Annotated in this window: 16 protein-coding genes, 1 pseudogene and 1 other annotated feature; of the genes and pseudogenes, 15 read left to right on the top strand and 2 right to left on the bottom strand. The window is 39.1% G+C overall.

Going from position 1 to position 25,940, the window contains the following annotated elements; genetic code table 11:
- The first annotated feature begins 16 nt into the window (after positions 1-16).
- The 13 genes from ppc (at position 17) to NMM26_RS04690 (ending at position 13,839) form a co-directional block, all read left to right on the top strand.
- Positions 17-2,713 carry a phosphoenolpyruvate carboxylase gene (ppc, locus tag NMM26_RS04750; RefSeq protein WP_049543527.1) on the top strand — a complete coding sequence of 899 codons (2,697 nt, stop codon included), beginning with the start codon at positions 17-19 and terminating at the stop codon, positions 2,711-2,713.
- A gap of 96 nt (positions 2,714-2,809) precedes the next feature.
- Positions 2,810-3,027: a binding site (T-box leader), on the top strand.
- Positions 3,028-3,291: 264 nt separating this feature from the next.
- Positions 3,292-4,287, top strand: coding sequence for a tryptophan ABC transporter substrate-binding protein (gene trpX / locus NMM26_RS04745; RefSeq protein ID WP_000792150.1), 996 nt, complete (start codon positions 3,292-3,294; stop codon positions 4,285-4,287).
- Between the two features lie 75 nt (positions 4,288-4,362).
- Complete coding sequence (locus NMM26_RS04740; protein WP_153219592.1) at positions 4,363-5,229, top strand: ABC transporter permease; 867 nt, start codon at positions 4,363-4,365, stop codon at positions 5,227-5,229.
- Positions 5,226-5,984: an ABC transporter ATP-binding protein gene (locus tag NMM26_RS04735; protein ID WP_254754259.1), complete on the top strand. Its 759-nt coding sequence runs from the start codon at positions 5,226-5,228 to the stop codon at positions 5,982-5,984. Before NMM26_RS04740 ends, NMM26_RS04735 begins: the two co-directional genes overlap by 4 nt.
- Positions 5,985-6,181: 197 nt before the next feature.
- Positions 6,182-7,942: a DNA primase gene (dnaG, locus tag NMM26_RS04730; protein ID WP_254754260.1), complete on the top strand. Its 1,761-nt coding sequence runs from the start codon at positions 6,182-6,184 to the stop codon at positions 7,940-7,942.
- A 2-nt stretch (positions 7,943-7,944) separates the two neighbouring features.
- Positions 7,945-9,054 (top strand): RNA polymerase sigma factor RpoD, encoded by a 1,110-nt coding sequence (gene rpoD / locus NMM26_RS04725; RefSeq protein ID WP_004259586.1) that lies wholly within the window; start codon positions 7,945-7,947, stop codon positions 9,052-9,054.
- Positions 9,055-9,068: 14 nt separating this feature from the next.
- Positions 9,069-9,398, top strand: coding sequence for a metal-sulfur cluster assembly factor (locus NMM26_RS04720; protein WP_000331925.1), 330 nt, complete (start codon positions 9,069-9,071; stop codon positions 9,396-9,398).
- Positions 9,399-9,513: 115 nt separating this feature from the next.
- Entirely contained in the window at positions 9,514-10,557 is a 1,044-nt protein-coding gene (gene cpoA, locus NMM26_RS04715) for an alpha-galactosylglucosyldiacylglycerol synthase (protein WP_239822214.1), read from the top strand.
- 15 nt (positions 10,558-10,572) lie between these two features.
- A complete protein-coding gene (locus tag NMM26_RS04710; RefSeq protein WP_254754261.1) occupies positions 10,573-11,898 on the top strand; it encodes a glycosyltransferase family 4 protein in 1,326 nt (441 codons plus the stop codon).
- 14 nt (positions 11,899-11,912) lie between these two features.
- A complete protein-coding gene (locus NMM26_RS04705) occupies positions 11,913-12,104 on the top strand; it encodes a PspC domain-containing protein (RefSeq protein WP_162489588.1) in 192 nt (63 codons plus the stop codon).
- Positions 12,105-12,162: 58 nt separating this feature from the next.
- Positions 12,163-12,297: a DUF4044 domain-containing protein gene (locus NMM26_RS04700; RefSeq protein WP_000863852.1), complete on the top strand. Its 135-nt coding sequence runs from the start codon at positions 12,163-12,165 to the stop codon at positions 12,295-12,297.
- A 63-nt stretch (positions 12,298-12,360) separates the two neighbouring features.
- The gene (gene obgE, locus NMM26_RS04695) at positions 12,361-13,671 is read left to right on the top strand and encodes a GTPase ObgE (RefSeq protein WP_000061647.1); all 1,311 of its coding nucleotides are present in this window, start codon (positions 12,361-12,363) and stop codon (positions 13,669-13,671) included.
- 9 nt (positions 13,672-13,680) lie between these two features.
- Positions 13,681-13,839: a hypothetical protein gene (locus NMM26_RS04690; protein ID WP_007284777.1), complete on the top strand. Its 159-nt coding sequence runs from the start codon at positions 13,681-13,683 to the stop codon at positions 13,837-13,839.
- A 43-nt stretch (positions 13,840-13,882) separates the two neighbouring features.
- Here NMM26_RS04690 and NMM26_RS04685 read toward each other — a convergent pair whose 3' ends face one another.
- Both NMM26_RS04685 and NMM26_RS04680 read right to left on the bottom strand, forming a co-directional pair.
- Positions 13,883-14,353: an arginine repressor gene (locus NMM26_RS04685; protein ID WP_033681854.1), complete on the bottom strand. Its 471-nt coding sequence runs from the start codon at positions 14,351-14,353 to the stop codon at positions 13,883-13,885.
- A 468-nt stretch (positions 14,354-14,821) separates the two neighbouring features.
- Positions 14,822-17,104: a Xaa-Pro dipeptidyl-peptidase gene (locus NMM26_RS04680; protein WP_254754262.1), complete on the bottom strand. Its 2,283-nt coding sequence runs from the start codon at positions 17,102-17,104 to the stop codon at positions 14,822-14,824.
- A 215-nt stretch (positions 17,105-17,319) separates the two neighbouring features.
- On the opposite strand from NMM26_RS04680, the gene NMM26_RS04675 reads away from it, so the two are divergent.
- Complete coding sequence (locus NMM26_RS04675) at positions 17,320-24,204, top strand: GEVED domain-containing protein (RefSeq protein ID WP_254754263.1); 6,885 nt, start codon at positions 17,320-17,322, stop codon at positions 24,202-24,204.
- A 141-nt stretch (positions 24,205-24,345) separates the two neighbouring features.
- Positions 24,346-25,940, top strand: a pseudogene (locus tag NMM26_RS09655) (hypothetical protein); the annotation flags it as partial.

Below are 25,940 nucleotides of genomic sequence, written 5' to 3'. Positions count from 1 at the left end.
GTGGAAAGGATTACCTATGTCTCTTCAAAAATTAGAAAACTATAGTAATAAAGCTGTCGTGCAAGAAGAAGTATTGATTTTAACAGAATTGTTAGAAGATATCACTAAAAATATGCTTGCCCCAGAGACTTTTGCAAAAATCATGGAGTTGAAAGAATTATCAACTCAAGAAGATTATCAAGGATTGAACCAATTAGTTACGAGTCTGTCAAATGATGAAATGGCCTATATTTCACGCTATTTCTCTATCTTGCCTCTCTTGATTAATATTTCAGAAGATGTGGATTTGGCCTATGAAATCAACCACCAAAATAATATCGATCAAGATTATCTTGGGAAATTATCGGCAACGATCAAAATGGTTGCAGAAAAAGAAAATGCGGTTGAAATTCTAGAACACTTGAATGTTGTCCCTGTTTTGACTGCCCATCCAACACAAGTACAACGTAAGAGTATGCTGGATTTGACCAATCATATCCATACCCTTTTGCGTAAGTATCGTGATGTGAAATTAGGATTGATTAATAAGGAAAAATGGCATAATGATCTCCGTCGTTACATTGAGATTATCATGCAGACAGACATGATTCGTGAAAAGAAATTGAAAGTAACCAATGAAATCACGAATGTTATGGAATACTACAATAGTTCATTCCTGAAGGCAGTTCCTCATTTGACTGCTGAGTACAAGCGTCTGGCTAAAAAACATGGCTTGGAGTTAAAACATCCTAAACCAATTACCATGGGAATGTGGATTGGTGGAGACCGTGATGGGAATCCCTTTGTTACAGCAGATACCTTGAAACAATCTGCTATGACTCAGTGTGAAGTCATCATGAACTACTATGATGAAAAGATTTACCAACTTTATCGTGAATTCTCTCTCTCAACCAGTATTGTCAATGTGAGCAAGCAAGTCAGAGAAATGGCTCGTCAATCCAAAGATAATTCGATCTATCGTGAAAAAGAGCTTTACCGTCGTGCCTTGTTTGATATTCAATCAAAAATCCAAGCAACAAAAACCTATCTGATTGAGGATAAGGAAGTTGGGGCTCGCTATGAAACAGCTAATGATTTTTATAAGGATTTAATTACTATTCGTGATTCCCTTTTAGAAAATAAGGGCGAAGCACTGATTTCTGGTGATTTTGTTGAGTTAATTCAGGCAGTTGAAATTTTTGGTTTCTATTTGGCATCTATTGACATGCGTCAAGATTCTAGTGTTCATGAAGCCTGTGTAGCTGAACTCTTGAAATCAGCTGGTATTCATTCGCATTATAGTGAACTAGGTGAAGAAGAAAAATGCCAGCTTCTCTTGAAAGAATTGGAAGAAGATCCGCGTATTCTTTCTGCCACTCATGTTGAAAAATCAGAGTTACTTGAAAAAGAATTAGCAATCTTTAAGGCTGCCCGTAAGTTGAAAGATAAGTTGGGAGATGATGTCATTCGTCAGACCATCATTTCACATGCAACCAGCGTATCAGACATGTTGGAATTGGCTATCTTGCTAAAAGAAGTAGGGTTAGTTGATAAAGAAAGAGCCCGTGTCCAAATTGTTCCTCTCTTTGAAACAATTGAGGACTTGGACCACTCAGAAGAAACTATGAGAGAATACCTTTCTCTTCCTCTTGCTAAGAAATGGATTGCTTCACGTAATAACTACCAAGAAATCATGCTTGGTTACTCTGATAGTAATAAAGATGGTGGTTACCTTTCATCATGTTGGACCCTCTACAAGGCTCAACAACAATTGACTGCTATTGGAGATGAATTTGGCGTTAAGGTTACCTTCTTCCACGGCCGTGGTGGGACTGTCGGTCGTGGTGGTGGACCAACCTATGAAGCCATCACCTCTCAACCTCTCAAGTCCATTAAGGATCGTATCCGCTTGACGGAGCAGGGTGAAGTAATTGGCAATAAATATGGTAACAAAGACGCAGCTTACTATAACCTTGAAATGTTGGTTTCGGCGGCCATTAACCGTATGATTACTCAGAAGAAGAGCGATACCAACACCTCAAATCGTTACGAAGCTATTATGGACCAAGTGGTGGACCGTAGTTACGATATCTACCGTGATTTGGTCTTTGGTAATGATCATTTCTATGATTATTTCTTCGAGTCAAGTCCAATCAAGGCTATTTCAAGCTTTAATATTGGTTCTCGTCCAGCCGCTCGTAAGACTATTACTGAAATCGGTGGTTTGCGAGCTATCCCTTGGGTATTCTCATGGTCGCAAAGTCGCGTCATGTTCCCTGGATGGTATGGAGTTGGTTCAAGCTTCAAGGAATTTATCGATAAAAATCCAGAGAATATTGCTATCTTACGAGATATGTACCAAAATTGGCCTTTCTTCCAATCGCTCCTTTCAAATGTTGATATGGTCTTGTCAAAATCAAATATGAATATTGCTTTTGAATATGCCAAACTTTGTGAAGATGATCAAGTAAAAGCAATCTATGAGACTATTCTAAATGAATGGCAAGTCACCAAGGAAGTTATCTTGGCTATCGAAGGTTACGATGAACTCTTGGCTGAAAATCCATATCTAAAAGCAAGTTTGGATTACCGTATGCCTTATTTTAATATTCTCAACTATATCCAGTTGGAGTTGATTAAACGTCAACGCCGAGGAGAATTATCAAGCGATCAAGAAAAATTAATCCATACAACCATCAACGGAATTGCGACAGGATTGCGTAATTCAGGCTGATACCTATCAAACTTCCTCTTTTCTATAGGGGAAGTTTTTGAATAGTTTAAAAAAATGCTAAAAGAGTCTTGACAAGTAGTTGAAAAATGATATAATTTAACCATTCAGAAAAGTAATCATTCAAACTTTTTAGAGAGTCTGTGGTAGCTGAAAACAGATAAGTGGCGATGATGAAAATTGGGCTGGATGTTATTTAGAATTTGAAATCATAAAAATTCGGTGAGCACACCTTACAGTGCATCTCGTTATTGCGAGACAGAGCGATAGGGAAATTCCCTATAATTGAGGTGGTACCGCGCATCGACGTCCTCACACAAGTTTTTTGTGTGAGGACTTTTTTGATGGAGGTTAGTATGGAAAGAAAACGATGGCGTCGCTTGTTTATACTCAATGAAAATCAAAAAGCAAACTAGGAAGCTAGCCGCAAGCTGCTCAAAACACTGTTTTGAGGTTGTGGATAGAACTGACAGAGTCAGTATCATATACCTACGGTAAGGCGACGCTGACGTGGTTTGAAGAGATTTTTGAAGAGTATTAGATAAGTGAAGTATTTTAAAGGAATAAAAAGGAGAAATAGAATGAAAAATAAACGTTTAATTGGAATTATCGCTGCCTTAGCAGTCTTAGTAGCAGGAAGCTTGATTTATTCTTCAATGAATAAACCAGAAGCTAAGAATGAAAAGAAAGTTGCCAAAGTTGGTGTCCTTCAGTTTGTGAGCCATCCATCTCTTGATTTGATTTATAAAGGAATTCAAGATGGACTTGCAGAAGAAGGTTATAAAGATGACCAAGTTAAAATCGATTTTATGAACTCAGAAGGTGACCAAAGTAAGGTTGCGACAATGAGTAAACAATTGGTTGCAAATGGGAATGACCTTGTGGTTGGTATTGCAACACCAGCAGCTCAAGGATTGGCTAGTGCAACAAAAGACCTACCGGTTATCATGGCTGCTATTACAGACCCAATTGGTGCTAACTTGGTCAAAGATTTGAAAAAACCAGGTGGTAACATTACAGGTGTATCTGACCATAATCCAGCTCAACAACAAGTTGAACTCATCAAAGCTCTCACACCAAATGTGAAAACAATCGGAGCCCTTTACTCAAGTAGTGAAGACAATTCAAAAACACAGGTTGAAGAATTTAAGGCTTATGCTGAAAAAGCTGGTTTGACAGTGGAAACATTTGCAGTTCCTTCAACAAATGAAATTGCTTCAACAGTTAACGTTATGACTAGTAAGGTCGATGCTATCTGGGTTCCAATCGACAACACCATTGCTTCAGCCTTCTCAACTGTTGTTTCAAGTAATCAATCCGCTAAAAAACCAATCTACCCAAGCGCAACTGCCATGGTAGAAGCAGGTGGTTTGGCATCCGTTGTAGTTGACCAACACGACCTTGGTGTGGCAACAGGTAAAATGATTGCGCAAGTCTTGAAAGGTGCAAAACCAGCCGATACTCCAGTCAATGTCTTTTCAACAGGTAAGTCAGTAATCAATAAAAAATTAGCACAAGAACTAGGTATTACGATTCCTGAATCTGTTCTAAAAGAAGCAGGACAAGTAATCGAATAATCTGTAATGGAGGAGTTGGGGACATCTCCTCCAATTTTTTACAATAGAAATCATATAGAAAAGGTTAAGAAACAGATGATATTATCTATTATTTCTCAAGGATTTGTCTGGGCTATTCTAGGTCTGGGAATCTTTATGACATTTAGGATTTTGAACTTTCCAGATATGACGACAGAAGGTTCCTTCCCTCTTGGGGGAGCTGTTGCTGTCACTCTGATAACGAAAGGTGTGAATCCCTTTTTAGCGACACTTGTTGCTGTTGGAGCTGGTTGTTTGGCTGGAATGGCGGCAGGACTTCTTTATACAAAAGGGAAAATCCCAACCTTGCTCTCAGGGATTCTGGTGATGACTTCCTGTCACTCTATCATGCTCTTGATTATGGGACGTGCAAATTTAGGATTGCTTGGAACCAAGCAAATCCAGGATGTTTTGCCTTTTGATTCGGATTTGAATCAACTTTTGACAGGTCTTATCTTTGTCAGTCTTGTTATTGTTCTTATGCTCTTTTTCTTGGATACTAAACTCGGACAAGCCTATATTGCTACAGGTGACAATCCTGATATGGCTAGAAGTTTCGGGATTCATACGGGACGCATGGAGCTTATGGGCTTGGTTTTATCAAATGGTGTGATTGCCCTTGCAGGAGCTCTTATTGCCCAGCAAGAAGGTTATGCCGATGTATCTCGAGGAATTGGGGTTATCGTTGTAGGTCTTGCAAGTTTGATTATTGGGGAAGTTATTTTCAAGAGTTTGAGCTTAGCAGAGCGTCTGGTTGCCATCGTTGTGGGTTCTATCGCCTATCAATTCTTAGTGTGGGCAGTTATTGCTCTTGGCTTTAATACAAGTTACCTTCGTTTATACAGTGCCTTGATTTTGGCAGTCTGCCTCATGATTCCAACATTTAAGCAAACAATCTTGAAAGGAGCCAAGTTAAGCAAATGACAGCAATTGTAGAATTAAAAAATGCAACCAAGGTAGTTAAAAATGGCTTTGATGAAGAAAAGATTATTTTAAATGATGTTTCATTAGAAATTTTTGAACAAGACTTTATCACGATTTTAGGTGGAAATGGTGCTGGGAAATCGACCCTCTTTAACACTATTGCAGGAACCTTATCACTAACCAGTGGGACCATTCGTATTTTAGGTGAAGATGTTACCAAGTTTTCACCAGAGAAGCGAGCCAAGTATCTGTCTCGTGTTTTCCAAGATCCCAAGATGGGAACAGCTCCTCGTATGACGGTCGCTGAAAATCTTTTAATCGCAAAGTTTCGTGGTGAAAAGCGTGGACTCTTTCCACGACGCTTGACTAGTTTTAAGGATGAGTTTCAGACGACTATTGAAAAAGTAGGAAATGGTCTTGAGAAACACTTGAATACACCGATTGAGTTCTTATCAGGTGGGCAAAGACAAGCCTTGAGTCTCTTGATGGCAACCTTGAAGCGACCTGAATTACTCTTGTTAGACGAGCATACTGCAGCTCTTGATCCAAAGACTAGTGTAGCCTTGATGGAATTGACAGACGAATTTGTCAAGAAAGATCAGCTGACAGCCTTGATGATTACCCACCATATGGAGGACGCGTTGAAGTACGGAAACCGTCTGATTGTCATGAAAGAAGGTCGTATAATTCAAGACCTTAATAATGAAGAAAAAGCTAAGATGAAAATCTCAGACTACTATCAATTATTTGAATAGATAAACTTTATTTTCATCAAAAAATAGAGAAGAAAAACTTAGAAGCGTTAAAGTGTTTCTGAGTTTTTTTAACTTTCTTTTCTATCTAGAAAAATAAGACAAAGAGAATTACGGAAAGCGTATGAAATGGTTTACTTTTTTTCAGAAATAAGCTATACTAGTTTACGTGAAACTATGATAAGATGGAGGTATTGTGTATGGTTGACAAACAAGTCATTGAAGAAATCAAAAACAATGCCAACATTGTGGAAGTCATAGGAGATGTGATTTCTTTACAAAAGGCAGGACGGAACTATCTAGGGCTCTGTCCTTTTCATGGTGAAAAAACACCTTCTTTCAACGTTGTAGAAGACAAGCAGTTTTACCACTGTTTTGGTTGTGGTCGCTCAGGTGATGTCTTTAAGTTCATAGAGGAGTACCAAGGGGTTCCCTTTATGGAGGCTGTCCAAATCTTAGGTCAGCGTGTTGGGATAGAGGTTGAAAAAACGCTTTATAATGAACAGAAGTCAGTTTCGCCTCACCAAGCTCTCTATGATATGCATGAAGATGCAGCCAAATTTTACCATGCTATTCTCATGACAACGACTATGGGAGAAGAGGCCAGAAATTACCTTTATCAGCGTGGGTTGACAGATGAAGTGCTCAAGCATTTTCGGATTGGTTTAGCACCTCCAGAACGAAACTATCTCTATCAACGTTTGTCTGATCAGTATCGTGATGAGGATTTTCTAGATTCAGGGCTATTTTACCTATCAGATGCCAATCAATTTGTAGACACTTTTCACAATCGGATCATGTTTCCCCTGACAAATGACCAAGGAAAGGTTATTGCCTTCTCAGGTCGTATCTGGCAGAAAACGGATTCACAAACTTCTAAGTATAAAAATAGCCGATCGACTGCAATTTTTAACAAAAGTTACGAATTATATCATATGGATAGGGCTAAAAAATCTTCTGGAAAAGCCAGTGAGATTTATCTGATGGAAGGATTCATGGATGTCATCGCAGCCTATCGGGCTGGAATAGAAAATGCTGTAGCGTCTATGGGAACGGCCTTAAGTCGTGAGCATGTTGAGCATCTGAAAAGGTTAACCAAGAAGTTGGTTCTTGTTTATGATGGTGATAAGGCTGGGCAAGCCGCGACATTGAAAGCGCTGGACGAAATTGGTGATATGCCTGTGCAAATCGTTAGCATGCCTGATAACTTGGATCCAGATGAGTATCTACAAAAAAATGGACCAGAAGACTTGGCCTATCTGTTAACGAAAACTCGTATTAGTCCGATTGAGTTTTACATTCATCAGTATAAGCCTGAAAACAGTGAAAATCTGCAGGCACAGATTGAGTTTATTGAAAAAATAGCTCCCTTGATTGTTCAAGAAAAATCTATTACTGCTCAAAACAGCTATATACATATTTTAGCTGACAGTCTGGCGTCCTTTGATTATGCCCAGATTGAGCAGATTGTTAATGAGAGTCGTCAGGCGCAAAGGCAGAATCGTATGGAAGGAATTTCCAGACCGATGCCAATCACTATGCCTGTCACCAAGCAGTTATCGGCTATTATGAGGGCAGAAGCCCATCTACTTTATCGAATGATGGAATCTCCCCTTGTTTTGAATGATTACCGTTTGCGAGAAGACTTTGCATTTGACACTCCTGAATTTCAGGTTTTATATGACTTGCTTGGCCAGTATGGAAATCTTCCTCCAGAAGTTCTAGCGGAGCAGACAGAGGAAGTTGAAAGAGCATGGTATCAAGTTTTAGCTCAGGATTTACCATCTGAGATGTCACCTCAGGAACTTAGTGAAGTAGAAATGACTCGAAACAAGGCTCTCTTGAATCAGGACAATATGAGAATCAAAAAGAAGGTGCAGGAAGCTAGCCATGTAGGAGATACAGACACAGCCTTAGAAGAATTGGAACGTTTAATTTCCCAAAAGAGAAGAATGGAGTAATAATGGCAACAAAACAAAAAGAAGTAACAACATTTGACGTACAAGTAGCAGAATTTATCCGTAATCATAAACAAAAAGGGACAGCAACTGATGATGAAATCAATGCTAGTCTGGTGATTCCTTTTACCTTGGACGCTGATGGGATTGAAGATCTCTTGCAACGGATTCAGGATGCAGGAATTTCTATCACAGATAATGAAGGTAATCCAAGTGCGCGTGTTCTTAGTGCAGAAGAAGAACCAGAACTCAGTGACGAGGACTTGATTGGTTCAACTTCGGCTAAGGTTAATGACCCTGTCCGTATGTACTTGAAAGAAATCGGGGTCGTACCTCTCTTGACCAATGAAGAGGAAAAAGAATTGGCGCTTGCTGTTGAAGCGGGTGATATCGAAGCCAAACAACGTCTTGCGGAAGCCAACCTTCGTTTAGTTGTTTCTATTGCCAAACGCTATGTTGGCCGTGGTATGCAGTTCCTTGACTTGATTCAAGAAGGGAACATGGGCTTGATGAAGGCGGTTGACAAGTTTGATTATTCTAAAGGATTTAAGTTCTCAACTTATGCAACTTGGTGGATTCGTCAGGCTATCACCCGTGCTATTGCGGATCAAGCTCGTACTATCCGTATCCCAGTTCACATGGTTGAAACGATTAACAAGCTTGTTCGTGAACAGCGTAATCTCCTTCAAGAATTGGGACAAGATCCAACGCCAGAACAAATCGCTGAACGTATGGATATGACACCTGATAAGGTTCGTGAAATCTTGAAGATTGCTCAAGAACCGGTATCCCTTGAAACTCCTATTGGTGAAGAGGATGATAGTCACCTTGGGGACTTTATCGAAGATGAAGTGATTGAAAATCCAGTGGACTATACAACTCGTATCGTCTTGCGTGAGCAGTTGGATGAGGTCTTGGATACTCTTACAGACCGTGAAGAAAATGTTTTGCGTCTACGTTTTGGGCTAGATGATGGGAAAATGCGCACCCTTGAAGATGTGGGTAAAGTCTTTAACGTAACCCGTGAGCGTATCCGTCAGATTGAAGCTAAAGCTTTGAGAAAACTACGCCAACCAAGTCGCAGCAAACCGCTTCGTGATTTTATTGAAGACTAAGAGTGAGGATGAATATGGCTTATACAGAAGAGCAAATTGAAAATATCAAAACACGAATTTTATCAGCCTTGGAAGAAGTTATTGACCCTGAGTTGGGAATCGATATTGTCAATCTTGGTTTGATTTATGAGATTCGTTTTGACGGCGACACAGGACAAACAGAGATTGATATGACTTTGACAACCATGGGGTGTCCCCTGGCAGATCTTTTGACAGACCAGATTTATGATGCCATGACAGAGGTGCCAGAAGTAACGGATACTGAGGTTAAATTAGTCTGGTATCCAGCCTGGACTGTTGAAAAAATGAGTCGCTATGCACGCATTGCCCTTGGCATTAAGTAAACAAATAAAAGCATGTGAGAGATTATTGGAAAAGCGAGGAAATTTCCCCCTCTTTTCCTCTAGTCTCTCCTTTCTTTTGCTGATTTTATTCAAAGAAAATGATATAATAGTAGCTATGGAAAAAAAGAAATTACGCATCAATATGTTGAGTTCAAGTGAGAAAGTAGCAGGACAAGGAGTTTCAGGTGCCTACCGTGAATTAGTTCGTCTTCTTCACCGTGATGCCAAGGACCAATTGATTGTTACAGAAAATCTTCCAATCGAGGCAGATGTGACTCACTTTCATACGATTGATTTCCCCTATTATTTATCTACATTCCAAAAGAAACGTTCAGGGAGAAAAATTGGCTATGTGCATTTCTTGCCTGATACACTTGAGGGGAGTTTGAAAATTCCATTTTTCTTAAAGGGAATTGTCAAACGCTATGTATTTTCTTTTTACAACCGGATGGAGCACTTGGTTGTGGTTAATCCTATGTTTATCGAGGATTTGGTGGCAGCTGGTATTCCACGTGAAAAAGTGACCTATATTCCTAACTTTGTCAATAAGGAAAAATGGCATCCCCTTCCACAAGAAGAGGTAGCGAGTCTGCGAACAGAGCTAGGTCTTAGTGATAATCAGTTTATCGTAGTAGGTGCTGGTCAAGTTCAGAAACGCAAAGGTATTGACGATTTTATCCGTCTGGCTGAGGAATTGCCCCAAATTACCTTTATCTGGGCAGGTGGTTTCTCTTTTGGTGGTATGACAGATGGTTATGAACGTTACAAGAAAATCATGGAGAATCCCCCTAAAAATTTGATTTTTCCAGGTATTGTATCGCCAGAGCGGATGCGCGAATTGTATGCCCTAGCGGACCTTTTCTTGTTGCCTAGTTACAATGAACTCTTTCCTATGACTATCCTAGAAGCTGCTAGTTGTGAAGCTCCGATTATGTTGCGTGATTTGGATCTTTATAAGGTGATTTTGGAGGGAAATTATCGGGCTACAGCAGACAGAGAAGAGATGAAAGAAGCTATTCTGGAATATCAAGCGAATCCTGCTGCTTTAAAAGATTTGAAAGAAAAAGCTAAGAATATTTCTAGAGAGTATTCAGAAGAGCATCTGTTACAAATCTGGTTGGACTTTTATGAGAAACAAGCCGCTTTAGGGAGAAAGTAAAAAGTGAGGTAATCTATGCGAATTGGTTTATTTACAGATACCTATTTTCCTCAGGTTTCAGGTGTTGCGACCAGTATTCGGACCTTGAAAACAGAACTTGAAAAGCAGGGGCACGCTGTTTTTATCTTTACGACGACAGATAAGGATGTCAATCGTTATGAAGATTGGCAAATTATCCGCATTCCAAGTGTTCCTTTCTTTGCTTTTAAGGATCGTCGCTTTGCCTATCGAGGATTCAGTAAGGCGCTTGAAATTGCTAAACAGTATCAACTGGATATTATCCATACTCAGACAGAATTTTCTCTTGGTTTGTTGGGGATTTGGATTGCGCGTGAATTGAAGATTCCCGTTATTCATACCTATCACACCCAGTACGAAGACTATGTACATTATATTGCCAAGGGGATGTTGATTCGTCCTAGTATGGTCAAGTATCTGGTTAGAGGTTTTTTGCATGATGTGGATGGGGTGATTTGCCCGAGTGAGATTGTCCGAGACTTGCTATCTGACTATAAAGTCAAGGTTGAGAAAAGGGTCATTCCAACTGGGATTGAATTAGCTAAGTTTGAGCGTCCGGAAATCAAGCAGGAAAATTTGACAGAACTGCGTACTAAACTAGGAATTCAAGATGATGAAAAGATGTTGCTTAGTCTTTCCAGAATTTCCTATGAAAAAAATATTCAAGCAGTACTAGCAGCCTTTGCAGAAGTTCTGAAAGAAGAAGACAAGGTCAAACTGGTGGTAGCTGGGGATGGTCCTTATCTGGATGACCTCAAAGAGCAAGCCAAGAAACTAGAGATTCAAGACTACGTCATCTTTACAGGCATGATTGCTCCTAGTGAGACGGCTCTTTACTATAAGGCGGCGGATTTCTTCATCTCGGCATCGACAAGTGAAACGCAAGGTTTGACATACTTGGAAAGCTTAGCCAGTGGAACGCCTGTCATTGCTCATGGAAATCCTTATCTGGATAATCTTATCAGTGATAAAATGTTTGGAACCTTGTACTATGGGGAACATGATTTGGCTGGAGCTATTTTGGAAGCCCTGATTGCAACTCCAGATATGGATGAGCATACCTTATCAGAGAAATTGTACGAGATTTCAGCTGAGAACTTTGGAAAACGAGTGCATGAGTTTTATCTGGATGCCATTATTTCAAATAACTTCCAGAAAGATTTAGCAAAAGATGATACGGTCAGTCAGCGTATCTTTAAGACAGTTTTGTATCTACCGCAACAGGTGGTTGCTGTGCCTGTAAAAGGCTCTAGACGAATGCTGAGGGCTTCAAAAACACAGTTAATCAGCATCAGAGATTATTGGAAAGACCGTGAAGAATAGAAAGAGGAATAGCTATGAAAAAACAATTGATGAGAAGTGGTAGTGATCAAAAAATTGCTGGAGTATGTGCTGGGGTCGCAAATTATTTTGATATTGATCCGACTATTGTTCGTGTAATATGGGGTGTTCTTGCATTTTGTTATGGGGCAGGAATTGTAGCTTATATCATTTTATGGATTATTGCGCCAGTAGCAACTGACTATTGAAAACTAGCTAAATTCATGCTAAGATAATAGAAAATAGAATGTAACGAAGGAGATAAAAATGGCATTTGGAGATAATGGAAAACGTAAAAAAACGATGTTTGAGAAATTAACCTTGCTTATCGTACTTATCATGTTAGTAGCAAGTATTTTGGGTATTTTTGCAACTGCAATTGGTGCCCTCAGTAATCTATAAAATAGATTCAAGAAAATTTTGTGACTGGGATTTCCCAGCCCTTTTTTAAAGTGAGAAGAAAAAATGAGTATGTTTTTAGATACAGCCAAGATTAAGGTCAAGGCTGGTAATGGTGGCGATGGTATGGTTGCCTTTCGCCGTGAAAAATATGTCCCTAATGGCGGTCCTTGGGGTGGTGACGGTGGTCGTGGAGGTAATGTGGTCTTCGTTGTAGACGAAGGTCTACGTACTCTCATGGATTTCCGCTACAACCGTCATTTCAAGGCTGATTCTGGTGAAAAAGGAATGACCAAAGGGATGCATGGTCGTGGTGCTGAGGACCTTAGAGTTCGAGTGCCACAAGGTACGACCGTTCGTGATGCAGAGACTGGTAAGGTTTTGACAGATTTGATTGAACATGGTCAAGAATTTATCGTTGCCCACGGTGGTCGTGGTGGACGTGGAAATATTCGTTTCGCGACACCAAAAAATCCTGCACCGGAAATCTCTGAAAATGGAGAACCAGGTCAGGAACGCGAGTTACAATTGGAACTTAAAATCCTTGCGGATGTTGGTTTAGTAGGCTTTCCATCTGTAGGTAAATCGACACTTTTAAGTGTTATTACCTCAGCTAAACCAAAAATCGGTGCCTACCACTTTACCACTATTGTGCCAAATTTAGGTATGGTTCGTACCCAATCAGGTGAATCCTTTGCAGTAGCTGATTTACCAGGTTTGATTGAAGGTGCTAGTCAAGGTGTTGGTTTGGGAACCCAGTTCCTCCGTCACATTGAGCGTACACGTGTTATCCTTCATATTATTGATATGTCAGCTAGCGAAGGCCGTGATCCTTATGAGGATTATCTTGCCATCAATAAGGAGCTGGAGTCATATAATCTTCGTCTCATGGAGCGTCCACAGATTATTGTAGCTAATAAGATGGACATGCCTGAGAGTCAGGAAAATCTTGTAGAATTTAAGAAAAAATTAGCTGAAAACTACGATGAATTTGAAGAGTTACCAGCTATCTTTCCAATATCTGGTTTGACCAAGCAAGGGCTGGCAACGCTTTTGGATGCGACAGCTGAATTGTTAGATAAGACACCAGAATTCTTGCTCTACGACGAGTCAGATATGGAAGAAGAAGCTTACTATGGATTTGACGAGGAAGAAAAAGCCTTTGAAATTAGCCGTGATGACGATGCGACATGGGTACTTTCTGGTGAAAAACTCATGAAACTCTTTAATATGACCAACTTTGATCGTGATGAATCTGTCATGAAATTTGCCCGTCAGCTTCGTGGTATGGGGGTTGATGAAGCCCTTCGTGCGCGTGGTGCTAAGGATGGGGACTTGGTCCGCATTGGTAAATTTGAGTTTGAATTTGTAGACTAGGAGACTGATATGGGAGATAAACCGATATCTTTCCGAGATGCGGATGGCAACTTCGTTTCCGCCGCAGACGTTTGGAATGAAAAGAAATTGGAAGAACTGTTTAATCGTCTCAATCCAAATCGTGCCTTGAGATTGGCACGAACTAAAAAAGACAATCCATCTCAGTAAAATAGATAAAAAGATTCCGTGCCAGATCAGACACGGAATTTTGTTATTCTTCAAAGAAAAATGGTGGAGCGAATTTTTTCAGTTCTTCAAAGCATTTTTGGGCAGCTTCTGCATCTTCACAGATGACAAGACAGACATCATCGCCACAGAGGGTACCGATAGCATCAGGGAAGCTCAAAGCATCAATGATAGAACCAAAGGATTGAGCAAGGCCAGGAAGGGTTTTTAGTAGGACTTGGTGTTGAACTGGACGCATCAAGACAAGAGCATCTTCCATATAAATTTCGAGACGTTTTTCCCATTTTGAGGTTGAACCTGCATTGAGCACGTAGTAAGAGTTGTCTTCTTCTCGTACTTTTGAAAGGTTCATACTTTTAATATCTCTCGAAAGTGTAGCTTGTGTAACTTGAATATCATTATCGGCAAGAAGAGCTTGTAGCTCAGCTTGAGTATGAATTTTGTTTTTTGTTACAAGAGCTCGTATGAGTTGGTGTCGGTGTTCAGATTTATTCATAAAATGTTACTCCTTGTACTAGATATAAAAAACGTGGACTGAACGAGATTGTCAGTCGGGTGGTAAGCGGTATTGTCACGTATGATGATTTCAAAGTCAGTAGTATAGGACTAAACGGAGAGAATCTCCCTCTTTTCACTTGTCACTAGTTGGGTGGAGATGAATTGGCTCTCTATCCGTTTATTTACATTGGTGTCCTCTACTAACAGTAAATCACTCAATTAGGTTAGCCTTTTGTCACGACTTGTTGTGAATTTATGCCAAATGGCAATTCACAGAGATTATCCAACATGTGGTCTGGTAGCGAGTATTATAAGTGATTGCACATGTTGGTTAGGGTCTTAGTATCTTTTGTCCAAGATCCAGTTTTAGACATGTCATAGGTCTAGATTAGGATTGAATTTGATACCAAGTTTATGTGTAGTTTAACAGTTCAAATGGAAATAGTTCCATATTGAAAGTCTGATATTATACCTTTTGACAAGGTAGGATAAGACTAGACTGTTCAAGATCGACAGTCAGCTGGTAAGCGGTATTGTCACGGATGGTGATTTCAAAGTCAGTAGTATAGAGAACTAAACGAAGAATATCTCCTTCTTTTAGCTTATAAATAGTTGGTTGCAGTTTAAACTGGATATCCATCCATTCATCTGCAGTAATATCCTCTACCAACAGTAAATCATTTCTATTTTGTAAATTGAGATAGCCTTTTGTCACGACTCGTTGCGCATTTTCACGAAATGGCAATTCACAGAGATTTTCCAACATGTGATAGCGACCGTTGTCAATGGTTCTAGCACTTAAAACAGCTGGATAAGGTTGTAGATATTTCTTTTGTCCAAGTTCCAGTAGTTGGGCCGATAAGAGCCCCTTATTGGTACTAGATTTAATACGAAGATTGAGCTGAGCGCGACCGTTCAGGTGGAGGTTCTTGGTTACAGGAAGGTCAATAGTAATTTGATTGGCTTTCCCTTGATAGAGGTCTGTATTAAAGGTCTGGTATGTTTTACCATAGCGCTCAAAATCCTTATCTGGGTACTGGTTTTGAATGACTTGCTCTTCTTGACCAAGTGAGAAAGTTTCTGAGCTTTCCTGATTACCAAAATCATCAAGAGTCTGCCAAGTCTGAGGAGCTGTATTGTCCTGCCAGATAACGGTCGGAAGTTGGAAATTTGTATCTTGTCCCAATAATTTCTTAGTCAGTAAGGCGTTCATAGATTCACGGAAGTCAATGGACTGCCAGTTGTTCATATAAACATGGGCACCATTATGGAAAAAGAGATGCTTATTGATATGAGCTGGAAGAGCATGGAACATCTGGTAAACATGAAGTGGTTTGACATTCCAATCCTGTGAACCGTGGGTAAAGACAACCTCAGCCTTTACTTTATGGGCATTGAGCAGATAATTGCGGTCATGCCAAAACTGATTGTAATCGCCAGACTTGCGATCCAGTTGCTCTTTTACTTTTTCCAAATCAGCTTGGTGAGCCTCATTACCACGAATATAGTCGCCAGCTAAGAGATTACGAGAGTAGGTTAGTTCAGCAAGGGAGTCAAAGTCCTCACCTGGATAACCACCTGGGCTAGTGACCAGACCGTTTTCACGGTAGTAGTTATACCATGAAGAAATGCCAGCCTCGGCAATGATGACTTCTAAACCATCGACACCTGTAGTCGCAAGACCATTGGACATGGTACCAAGATAGGAAAGTCCAGTTGTGGCCACTTTTCCGTTTGACCAGTCAGCCTTGACTTGACGCTGGCGCGTGTGATCAGTAAAGGCACGGCAACGACCATTGAGCCAATCGATAACATTTTTATAAGCCTCGATTTGTTGGTAGTCCCCGTTAGTCATGAAACCTGTCGAGTCTTTGGTACCAACACCTGAAACATATAGATTAGCAAAACCACGTGGAAGGAAGTAGTCGTTGAGACTATAGCTAGCGTTGATGTGAGTTAGCTTTTCCTCCGCCTCTGCTACAAGCTCGGCTTGACCTTGGGCTTGGATGAGATTTAGTTGAGGTTCTTCTAGCTCAATCTTGTGAGCAGGTTTAACCTCGAGTTCGCCCTCCATCTTGTAGAGAGCCTTGTCGCTAGCTTTATCATTTGTTCCCTGATGATAAGGACTCGCTGTCATGATAGCAGGGATTTGCCCGTCATAACGAGGACGAATAATGCTGACCTTGACTAAGTTTGGTAGACCTTTTTGGTCAGTATCGACACGAGACTCAACGTAAACGACTTCTCGAATGACATCATGGCTAGAAAAAGTAGCCAAACTCTTACCGTTAAAGTAGTGATAGTCATTATCCTCAGGAATAAGACCGTCACTGACAAGTTGGTCGATAAGAGTGTTCCCCTTTTTGGTGCGAGTATTGAGTAACTGATAGAGATTTTCAATCAAGTCACCGTATACAATAGGAAATCCAGTCTCTTTACGAAAAACTTCACTGTCTTCGAAGTCAACCAAATAAGAAAAGCCTAAAAGTTGAAAAGCCACAGTATAAAAAATATCTGCAGTCAACTCTTTATCTGATTGAAAAAATGCCAATAAGTCAGTTTCTGTATCAACTGCTAAACTGGATAGAGGATAGAAGCTGTTTTTAAAATTAAAAAAGAAACGAATAAGAAACGCTTCAAGCATTTGTTTATTTGTAATGTTGACTGGTAAATCAAATCCATACTTTTTTAATTCAAAGATAATTGTATCTCTAGATAGCGCTAAATAGCTGAATTGATTAAAACGCATAGAACCTCCAGTGAAATTATACTTTAATTTATTATATCAAAAAATTAAAAAAATACCAAAGATAAAATCAAAAACAACAAAAAAACTATTAATATATATATATATATATATATATATATAATTATTTTTCTTGAACTGATAGTGTTTTTGTGATAAAATATATACTATGTAATTGTAACTTGCGGTTACATAATTAAAAAAGGAAAGTTAACATTATGTATAAATCAAAAAGACAAAAAAATAAATCTTTTGATTGGTATGGCTTAAGCCAACGTTTCTCTATTCGTAAGTACCATTTTGGTGCTGCGAGTGTGTTGTTGGGGACAGCCTTGATTTTGGGTGCTGCCCAAACGACTGCCAAGGCAGAAGAAGCAACTACTGAAAATAAAACAGAAGCCGTAACCCCTACTTCAAAAGATGCTGAGGCGGCAGCTACTCCGGCTAATGTGACCTTGCCAGCTACTGAAGCTACAACAGGTGCTCCTGTTCTAGATAAAAAAGAATTGAGCGAAGAAGAAATCGCGAAGTTAGCTGCTGAAGTATCTAAAAAGGATGAAAAAGCATCTGAAACAGCTACAGCTGAAAAAACAGAAGTATCTGACAAAGAAAAAGCAACACTAACTGCTCCTTCAACAGACAAAAAAGTTGATAAAACAGTTGATGAAAAAGTTGATAAAAAGCATGAAAAGAAAGCAGAAAATCCAATTACTGCTACTAAAACTGTCCTTGAACAGTTGACATCTGAAGCAGAAGTATTGAACACAAGTGCCTCAAACTTTGCGGATAAAAAAACAGAAGATAAAGCTGGAAAAGAAGCAATTGCAGCTGCAGTAGCAGCGGCCAAAGTGGAAATTGCGGCATCTAAGAAAGTTCTCAACGAGAAAGATGTTACCGCTGAACAATTGAATCTTCAACTCCAACGTATCTCAACTGCTATCGAAGCTGTTTACGCTACGATGAAACGTGCAGGACATATTGGTAAGGTTGAGGCGGTGTTGGCTGGGGAAACAACTACAGTACCTGCTACTAATAAACCAATCAACTTAGTACCTGTTGTAAATCCATCAAAATTAACAGATTATGAAGTAGCTGCGGTTGAGAAAGAAATCCGTACAGCTAACCCTGGTTTAACTTCTGAAGATAAAATTAAAGTAGTTCAAATTACAAACCCAGGTGTTGAAGTTGCAGGGACAGCCACTGTTACTTATGCTAATGGGGCATCAGTAACATTTGATTCAGCAGATACAATTGTATCAACAGCAGGGGTGAAAAATCTAGAACAACTTTCAGATTCTATTAACTGGTTTAACTTCGCTGTGGCGACGATTACATATACTGATGGTTCGGTAGCGTCACCTATTAGATACTATGATCCGAATACTACATATAATCCTAAAGCAGGTGAAAGTAGTGCTGTTCAAGTTACAGACAATGACGGAAAATTACAAAAACATCTTACTGCAACTACAGGGTCTACAGGACGTACATTTGATGGATATTTCCAAATGTATCGTGAAGTGACTCTTGGTAGAGATTATGTTGTAGATGGTGTTACTTATACAAAAGGTACTAAATTTAAATCTACTGATGATACTTATTTGAAAATGGGTATTTCAAAATATGAACAACATATTTACATCGGTGGAGGAGCGCAAAATAACGGTGAAATTTATGAAGCTCTTCAAGTAGGAATGAAACTTTCTGTACCTACTCGTGTAGAAGGTTATACTCTAAATGCTACTGTAACGAAACTAGCACCAAAAGAAGTAAAAACTAACAGGATAGTTAGAGATCAACTTCATGATGAAGGGAATAGACTCTTCTATTATCCTGGTGTAGGTGGTGTTGGTGTAACTAGTAAAATGGGTCAAATGGCAGCTGCAGCTGATGGAGGAGGAGCGCATGTTGATGTCTTACTGACTGCTCAGGATAAACAATATAGTTATCTGCGTAAGGCAGGTATAGCTACAACTTACCGTGAATTTCAAGAAGGAGATAAACCTGAGAATCCGACGGGACCTCTTCGTGAAGGATTAACTGCAATCAGTTCCTCTCGTGACCAATCAAACTTTGGTGTTACATTTGCTTTATCTGCTACTTATAATGGACAGCCGGTAGATGTTAATGCTATCGTTGCCGATGCTGATGAATCAGGAGCTAAAGAGTATTCACAGTTTGAAACAGATGGATCAAATTGGGAAAAGTTCATGGAAGTTCATTGGGATAACAGACGAGTTGATAATAATGGGAAAGCTATTGAAGACAGCAATAGAAGTCTTGTTTTATTAGATAAAAATGGTAATACCTATATTGACTCAAAAGGAAATCCAATCTTTATCAATACGAATGCAGAACCAACAAGAACAACTGTAGTAGAAAATGGACAACAAGTTGTGAAATTCTACTATGAAACAGCAGATGGTTATAAAGTATTTGTGTCAGATAAGACACATAGTCCTATTTACGATGAAAATGGGGAACACCCTTCTATTCAAGATGCAAATGGGAATAAAATTACGACAGTTGCAGAAGGAAGAGTGGTTACTCTAGCTGATCGAAGTCGCCAAATCCTTGATGTTGAAGGACGTAAAATTTTATCAGGAATAAGTGGGGATACATTGCGAGCTACTTTTATTCTTCCAGCAGGGGTTAAAACATTTGCTTTTGAACCACTACCTAATGATAAAACAAAGAGATTATTGTATGATACAACTGATGGTAAACATGAACAAATTACTCGAGATTACTACGGTAGATCAATCATGTATTCTGCCACTGAGGTTGACGGTAGACTTGCTTGGACTGATAGTAACAAAACAACCTACTATACGGAATATAAATTATCTAATCCAGTCAAAAACGCTGTAACGTTATCTGATCTTGCCACTAACCCGAACTATAGAAGAGATTTTGGGGATCGTGGATTTGAAACGAGAGAGTGGATGCCAGAATCTGTATATGGAAATAAGCAGTTTGGATCGATTATTACAGCATTAGATACTAATAACAAATTACCTATAGCCTTATCACAAGGGGTTCAGAACTTATCATTCTATGGGAATTCTCAAAGTTCGGTGTCAGGTTTTGTAGGATTTATTATTTATGATGGAGGAGATGCTCCGGAGTCTTACGGTTCAGCTCAACACATTATTGGTAACTTTAATAAAACTGTAAATAAAAGAGAAGTAACAGCGACTCAACCATACTTAGGAGATACACCAGCAGATACAGACTTCCGTTCAACTGCGAAAGAAAAATCTGGAAATTGGGTACTTGATGACTTAGTTCATACAGAAAAATATCATGAAGAATCACTAGGCGCTGGAGAAACAGACCCTGTTAACCAAGTTCAAGTAACAAACCAAAAAGGTGTGACAGGTACATTCTTGATTACTGCTAATGGTAATGCGGTTATCAGAAAAGCTGATGGTTCTCAGGTAGAAGTAAAACAAGGTGATATACTACAAAAAACAAATCCAGAAACTGGAATTCCTGTAGTCGGTATCTATAACCACGCGACTCGTTCGCTTGGTGTGGGTGCTCTTCCAGATGAAGGATTAGGACAGTTAATAGACCCTGAAGCTACTGATGAACAAGGGAATAAAGTTGGTAATGACTATACACTTCGTCAAGCGAATGGCACATCTTACGTTCTTTATGGAGTTAAAGCTAACACAGGTTTAAATAATGATAAAGCCTATATTCGTGGGTGGGTAGACTTCAACGGAAATGGAAAATTTGATCCTAACGAATCATCAGAAGTTGTTACAGTAACACCAGATAAGAAAACTTATAACATCGTCTTCAAAAACACACCACAATTATTAGATACTTCTATCGATAAAGCTGGAGTACGTTTACGTATCGCTTTAGATGAAAAAGATATTCAGGAACCTACTGGAGTAGCAGGTTCTGGGGAAGTAGAAGACTTTCAAACTCACGTAATTCACTTCCCACGTGGTACAAAACACACTACAAAAAACTACCAAGGTGAAGTTCAAAAAGTTAAATTACCAACAGTAGGTATGTTTGTTGCCAATGGTAAGACAAAAGAATCTAACTATGAACGTTGGGCTCAAATCAACAATAAAGAATTACTGCCGAAAATTGTCTTAACAGATAAGATGGTAGCATCTACAGAAGCAGTAGATTTAGCAACAGCTGAATTACCATCTAACTACCGTAAAGAAAATGGAACAGTATATGTTGAGAAAAATGACGTAACAGTTTACCAAGGTACATTAGTAAAAGTTAAAGATAAAAATAATAAAGAATTAGGTACAGCTATTCAGGTAGTAAACCCTAATAATGGTAGAACTGAATACTTAATGACTGAGTATACAGAATATGATACAGCAGGAAATAAAGTAGGTACTTACCGTATTAATCCAAGTAGTGATGCAACTCAAAATGGTAAAAATACTGAACTTGCAGCAGGGGTATACGAAACAACAATAGAATTCACTCCAGACCCAAGATATGTAGGTACAGCTCGTGGTATTGCAGTTCGTGCATGGGATGACAATAACTCGTCTACAGGATGGGAAGCAACACAACCAATAATCGATTACTCTGCTACTTCTGACTTATTAGCTGATAAAGATAAGATTCACGGAAATAGTAATGATGGTGTAAATGGATATAAATCTATGGATACATCATACATCCCTACTGTAGTTGACATTAAACCGGTCGGTAAAGATGAAATGACAACTGACACTCAAGGTAAACCTCAATCAGCAACACCAAAAATTCCAGATCATGGAACAGTAGAATCAATTACTGACTCTAAAATTGATGAATCAGCAGTTTCTAAAGAACACGTATTAATCGATAGAAAACAACCTGTTAAGTTTGCAACTGAAAAAGCAATTCCAGGTAAAACGTATACTAAAGATACTAAAGTAGATAAAGAAACAGTAGTTACTTATGAAAATGGTGGAACAGAAACGTTTAAACCAGCAGATAAGGTGCCGAGAAATACTAATATTGCTGAAACTCAAAACTTTGTAATTACAGGCTCAGGTGGTGTAACAGTAAGTAATGTTCGTATTGCTAGAGGAACATTCAATGATAACCAAGTGCCAGCAGGAGCAATTCTTGAAGGCTCTAGACCAATAGCTGCGGCTCAAGTAACAGTACTTAGAAATGGTACGGAAGTTACAGTTAATGCTGGTGGATATTTGGAAAAAGGTGATAAATTAGTTACTCCACTTCGAATTGATGGTGGAAACCAAACAACTACATGGAAGCTTACTCTACAAAAAGGTGACTTCATACCAAAAACATCACAAAATATCACACCAAGATTAGCAGAAGAAACAAGTGTTGATAAATTGATTGATAAAAAAGGTGAATCAGTAACTCTTGGAGGAAATGACTACGTTAACCACAATGACATTATCCTTAAAGGTACTAAGACTGCTCCTACATACGTAAGTCTACAGACTGAAACACTACCTAATGCAACACATGTTGATCCAACTACTGGTGTAGTAACTACTGTTCCACGTCGTTATACAACGATAACAGAAAATAAAATTGTTATTGAAAACGAGGGTACATATACTTTAGAATCAGTTGCCGATGCAAATGGAAATTATGGTGATGCTAAAGTTACATTTACCCCAGATCCTAAATTCGTTGGTGTTGGTACAGGTGTAACACTTAGACAGCCAGATATAGATTACAATAATCGTGTAGATGGAGATAAAGTAACATCACGTTATGGTACTGACTATGGACATGCTAAATATACTCCAGTCGTAACTCCAGACTTATCTGCTACAATCACTCGTAAGATTCACTATGTATACGAAGGTGATAAGAGTACAGCAGCTGCAGATAAGAAACCAATCTTAACAATCGATGATAAACCGGTAGTAAATGAACAAACATTAACTTACAACCGTGACTACATCGTTATGGAAAAAGATGGAGCAACTGAAAAAGATATCAAAGTTGCTAATGCAATGACTCTTGATGCTCCAATTACAATCAAACGTGTTGTTACTGAAAACAACCAAGCGGTTGAAAAAGAAATTACCACAAATACTCTTCAACCAGGTGACGAAGTGAAAGCTGGTACTCAGTTAAAAGCTGGTACAGTGATTATCGGAGCATGGAAACCAATTAATGATGAAAATGCTAAGTTCACACCAATCATCTCACCAGTTCTTAAAGGATACACTGCAGAAGTACAATTGCCAGCAACAGAGTATACTAAGAAAGATACTAATGGTGTTCAAACTTACGTTCGTAATGCGAATAATACACCAGCGGGTATTTATACTCCATCAGCGCCAGGTGGAACTGTTGATACTGTAAACGTAGGTGCTTACGAGCCTTTAGTATCAGTAGTTCGTGCAGACGATCAAGATAACTTCGATGTATATGTATACTATAAAGCTGATAAACAAAAAGCGAATGTTGTCTATATCGACTTAGATGAAAAAGGCGACAAACGTGTACTTGAAACGCAATCAGGAACTAAAGCGACAGAATTACCAACAGGAACAACTCAAGATCCTAAAACAACTTATGGTGTTGAAAAATTATCTGGTGAATCTGCTTCAACAATTCCTTATGACACAGCAGATACAATTAAGAAATATACAGATAAAGGTTATGAACTAGATTCTGATGACTATAAGAATGATGAAAAAGGTAAAGTATTAGCTGATGGACGTAAGTTCGATGAAGATTCAAGTGTTGACCAAACATTCTACGTATACCTACGTCACAAAAAAGAGCAATTATCAACTAACGACAAACGTACAGTAACACGTCATATTGAATACAAATACGCAGATACTACGGATGTTCCAGCTGATAAGAGAGGTCAACATGTTGAGGAAGCGTTAGCCAAGACAGTTACAGAGGTATTAACATTCGAACGTACTCGTACACTTGACATGGCTACTACAGCTAAATTGTTCGAAAATGAATACAATGCTTATAAAGCAGTATTAGCCAACAACGCAGTAGGAAGTGACGCTGAAGTTGATGCTCGTGCTACATTGTTTGAATTTGTACAAGGTGAAGTCAACAAACCAACAGCTACTGATGAAGTGAAATCAATCATCAGCTATGGTGAATAGCAAGCTAAACCAGGTACAGGTGAAAATATCACATTAAGTGCAGCAGAGAAAACGATCAAAGATACTAAATTCAATGATGTAGTTTCTCCAACAGTACCAGGTTACTTACCAGACAACGCTAAAGTAGAAGCAACTGCGGATGTGAACCCTGAATCAGATCCAGATGATTACACTGTAACAGTTACTTACTCACCAGGAGACCAAAAAGCAATCGTTAACTTCGTAGAAGTAGATGCTAATGATAGTAACCAAGTGATCACTCCAGGTCTTGCAGATCCAGTGACGATTACAGGTAAATCAGGAGCAGCATTCCCAACTACAGCGAGTGCCTCGGTTCAAGCGAAAATTGATGAGCTTGTTAAGAAAGGTTATGAGTTAGTAGATAATGGAAATGGATTTGTAGCGACTGATAGCTTCGATACAAATGCTGATGTAGATCAAACTTACACAGTTAAACTACGTGCTAAGACAGCTCCAGTAGTACCAACTAATGATGTAACTCCAGTTCCAGGTCAACCAGTAGATCCAAATAATCCAACTGGACCAAAATGGCCTGAATCAGTTAAGAACCTAGTTAACAAAGATACTGTAAAACGTACAATCAAGTATGTATACGAAGATGGAACGCCAGTAATTGATCCAGCAACGGTTGCACAAAAAGTAGTAGAACAAACTGCAGAATTCACACGTACAGCAAATGTTAACTTAGTAACAGGAGACATTACTTACGGAGATTGGACACCAGCGAAGGAACTTGTGGCAGTAGCGTCACCAACAGCAACTGATATTCCAGCGGTAGCAAACTATATCGTAAGTACAGCAACAGTACCAGCGGTAACAGTTGCGGCAGAAGCAGATGATATCACAGAAACAGTAGTATATCGTAAAGCTAAACCAGTAACGATTACACCAACTGATAATGTTCCAAATGATGATCCAAGTACACCAGTAGATCCTAATAACCCAATTCAACCAAATAAACCAATTGATCCAAACAATCCAGATGGACCAAAATGGACTAAAGACTTGATTGATAAGTTAAGAGATGCTCGTTCAGAAACAGTAACACGTACAATTACGTACAAATACTCAGATGTAACAAGTGAACTAAAAGCTGAAGACGCTGCTAAAGCAGGTCAACCAGCAGCTGACACAGTTACAAACACAGTAACATTCAAACGCCCAGTAACAATCGATCCAATTACAAAAGAATTCACTTATGGAGATTGGGTAGCTACAAATGGAACTACATTAGCAGGTAAAGCTGATCTTCCAGCAGTAGCAGGATATGTTGCAACTGGTGATGTAGAAGCTTCTAAGAAAGATGTAACTGACGTTAAAGCAACTGATAAAGATATTACTGAAAATGTAGTCTACAAAACAGTAGGTAAATATGTACCAGTAATTCCAGATGGAATCACACCTCCTGCAAATACAAACGTAGATCCAAAACCTTATAACAATGATCCACAAGATGGTTCAAAAGTTAAAGATCCAGATCCAACGAACCCAGTGGTACCAGGAACAACAACACCAATCGTTCCACAAATCCCAGGAACTACACCAGTAGGACCAGATGGAAAACCATTGAAACCAGTTGATTCAAACGATCTAAGTAAAGGATACGTACCACCAACACCAACAGATCCAACGAAAGATACATCAATTATCTACGTTAAAGACGGATCACAAGTAGCGGTAGTACACTTTGTGGATGAAAAAGGTAACTCAGTAAA

It is taken from the genome of Streptococcus sp. CF7_Ac1-8, assembly GCF_024295435.1.
GTDB classification, from domain to species: Bacteria; Bacillota; Bacilli; order Lactobacillales; family Streptococcaceae; genus Streptococcus; species Streptococcus mitis_AP.
Note: the sequence above shows the minus strand (reverse complement) of the source record. Positions and strands in the feature narration are given on the sequence as shown.

Bases quoted from the DNA above. Each gene is read 5' to 3' on its own strand.
- ppc (WP_049543527.1), top strand. From the start codon at position 17: ATGTCTCTTCAAAAATTAGAAAACTATAGTAATAAAGCTGTCGTGCAA.
- trpX (WP_000792150.1), top strand. From the start codon at position 3,292: ATGAAAAATAAACGTTTAATTGGAATTATCGCTGCCTTAGCAGTCTTA.
- NMM26_RS04740 (WP_153219592.1), top strand. From the start codon at position 4,363: ATGATATTATCTATTATTTCTCAAGGATTTGTCTGGGCTATTCTAGGT.
- NMM26_RS04735 (WP_254754259.1), top strand. From the start codon at position 5,226: ATGACAGCAATTGTAGAATTAAAAAATGCAACCAAGGTAGTTAAAAAT.
- dnaG (WP_254754260.1), top strand. From the start codon at position 6,182: ATGGTTGACAAACAAGTCATTGAAGAAATCAAAAACAATGCCAACATT.
- rpoD (WP_004259586.1), top strand. From the start codon at position 7,945: ATGGCAACAAAACAAAAAGAAGTAACAACATTTGACGTACAAGTAGCA.
- NMM26_RS04720 (WP_000331925.1), top strand. From the start codon at position 9,069: ATGGCTTATACAGAAGAGCAAATTGAAAATATCAAAACACGAATTTTA.
- cpoA (WP_239822214.1), top strand. From the start codon at position 9,514: ATGGAAAAAAAGAAATTACGCATCAATATGTTGAGTTCAAGTGAGAAA.
- NMM26_RS04710 (WP_254754261.1), top strand. From the start codon at position 10,573: ATGCGAATTGGTTTATTTACAGATACCTATTTTCCTCAGGTTTCAGGT.
- NMM26_RS04705 (WP_162489588.1), top strand. From the start codon at position 11,913: ATGAAAAAACAATTGATGAGAAGTGGTAGTGATCAAAAAATTGCTGGA.
- NMM26_RS04700 (WP_000863852.1), top strand. From the start codon at position 12,163: ATGGCATTTGGAGATAATGGAAAACGTAAAAAAACGATGTTTGAGAAA.
- obgE (WP_000061647.1), top strand. From the start codon at position 12,361: ATGAGTATGTTTTTAGATACAGCCAAGATTAAGGTCAAGGCTGGTAAT.
- NMM26_RS04690 (WP_007284777.1), top strand. From the start codon at position 13,681: ATGGGAGATAAACCGATATCTTTCCGAGATGCGGATGGCAACTTCGTT.
- NMM26_RS04685 (WP_033681854.1), bottom strand. From the start codon at position 14,353: ATGAATAAATCTGAACACCGACACCAACTCATACGAGCTCTTGTAACA.
- NMM26_RS04680 (WP_254754262.1), bottom strand. From the start codon at position 17,104: ATGCGTTTTAATCAATTCAGCTATTTAGCGCTATCTAGAGATACAATT.
- NMM26_RS04675 (WP_254754263.1), top strand. From the start codon at position 17,320: ATGTATAAATCAAAAAGACAAAAAAATAAATCTTTTGATTGGTATGGC.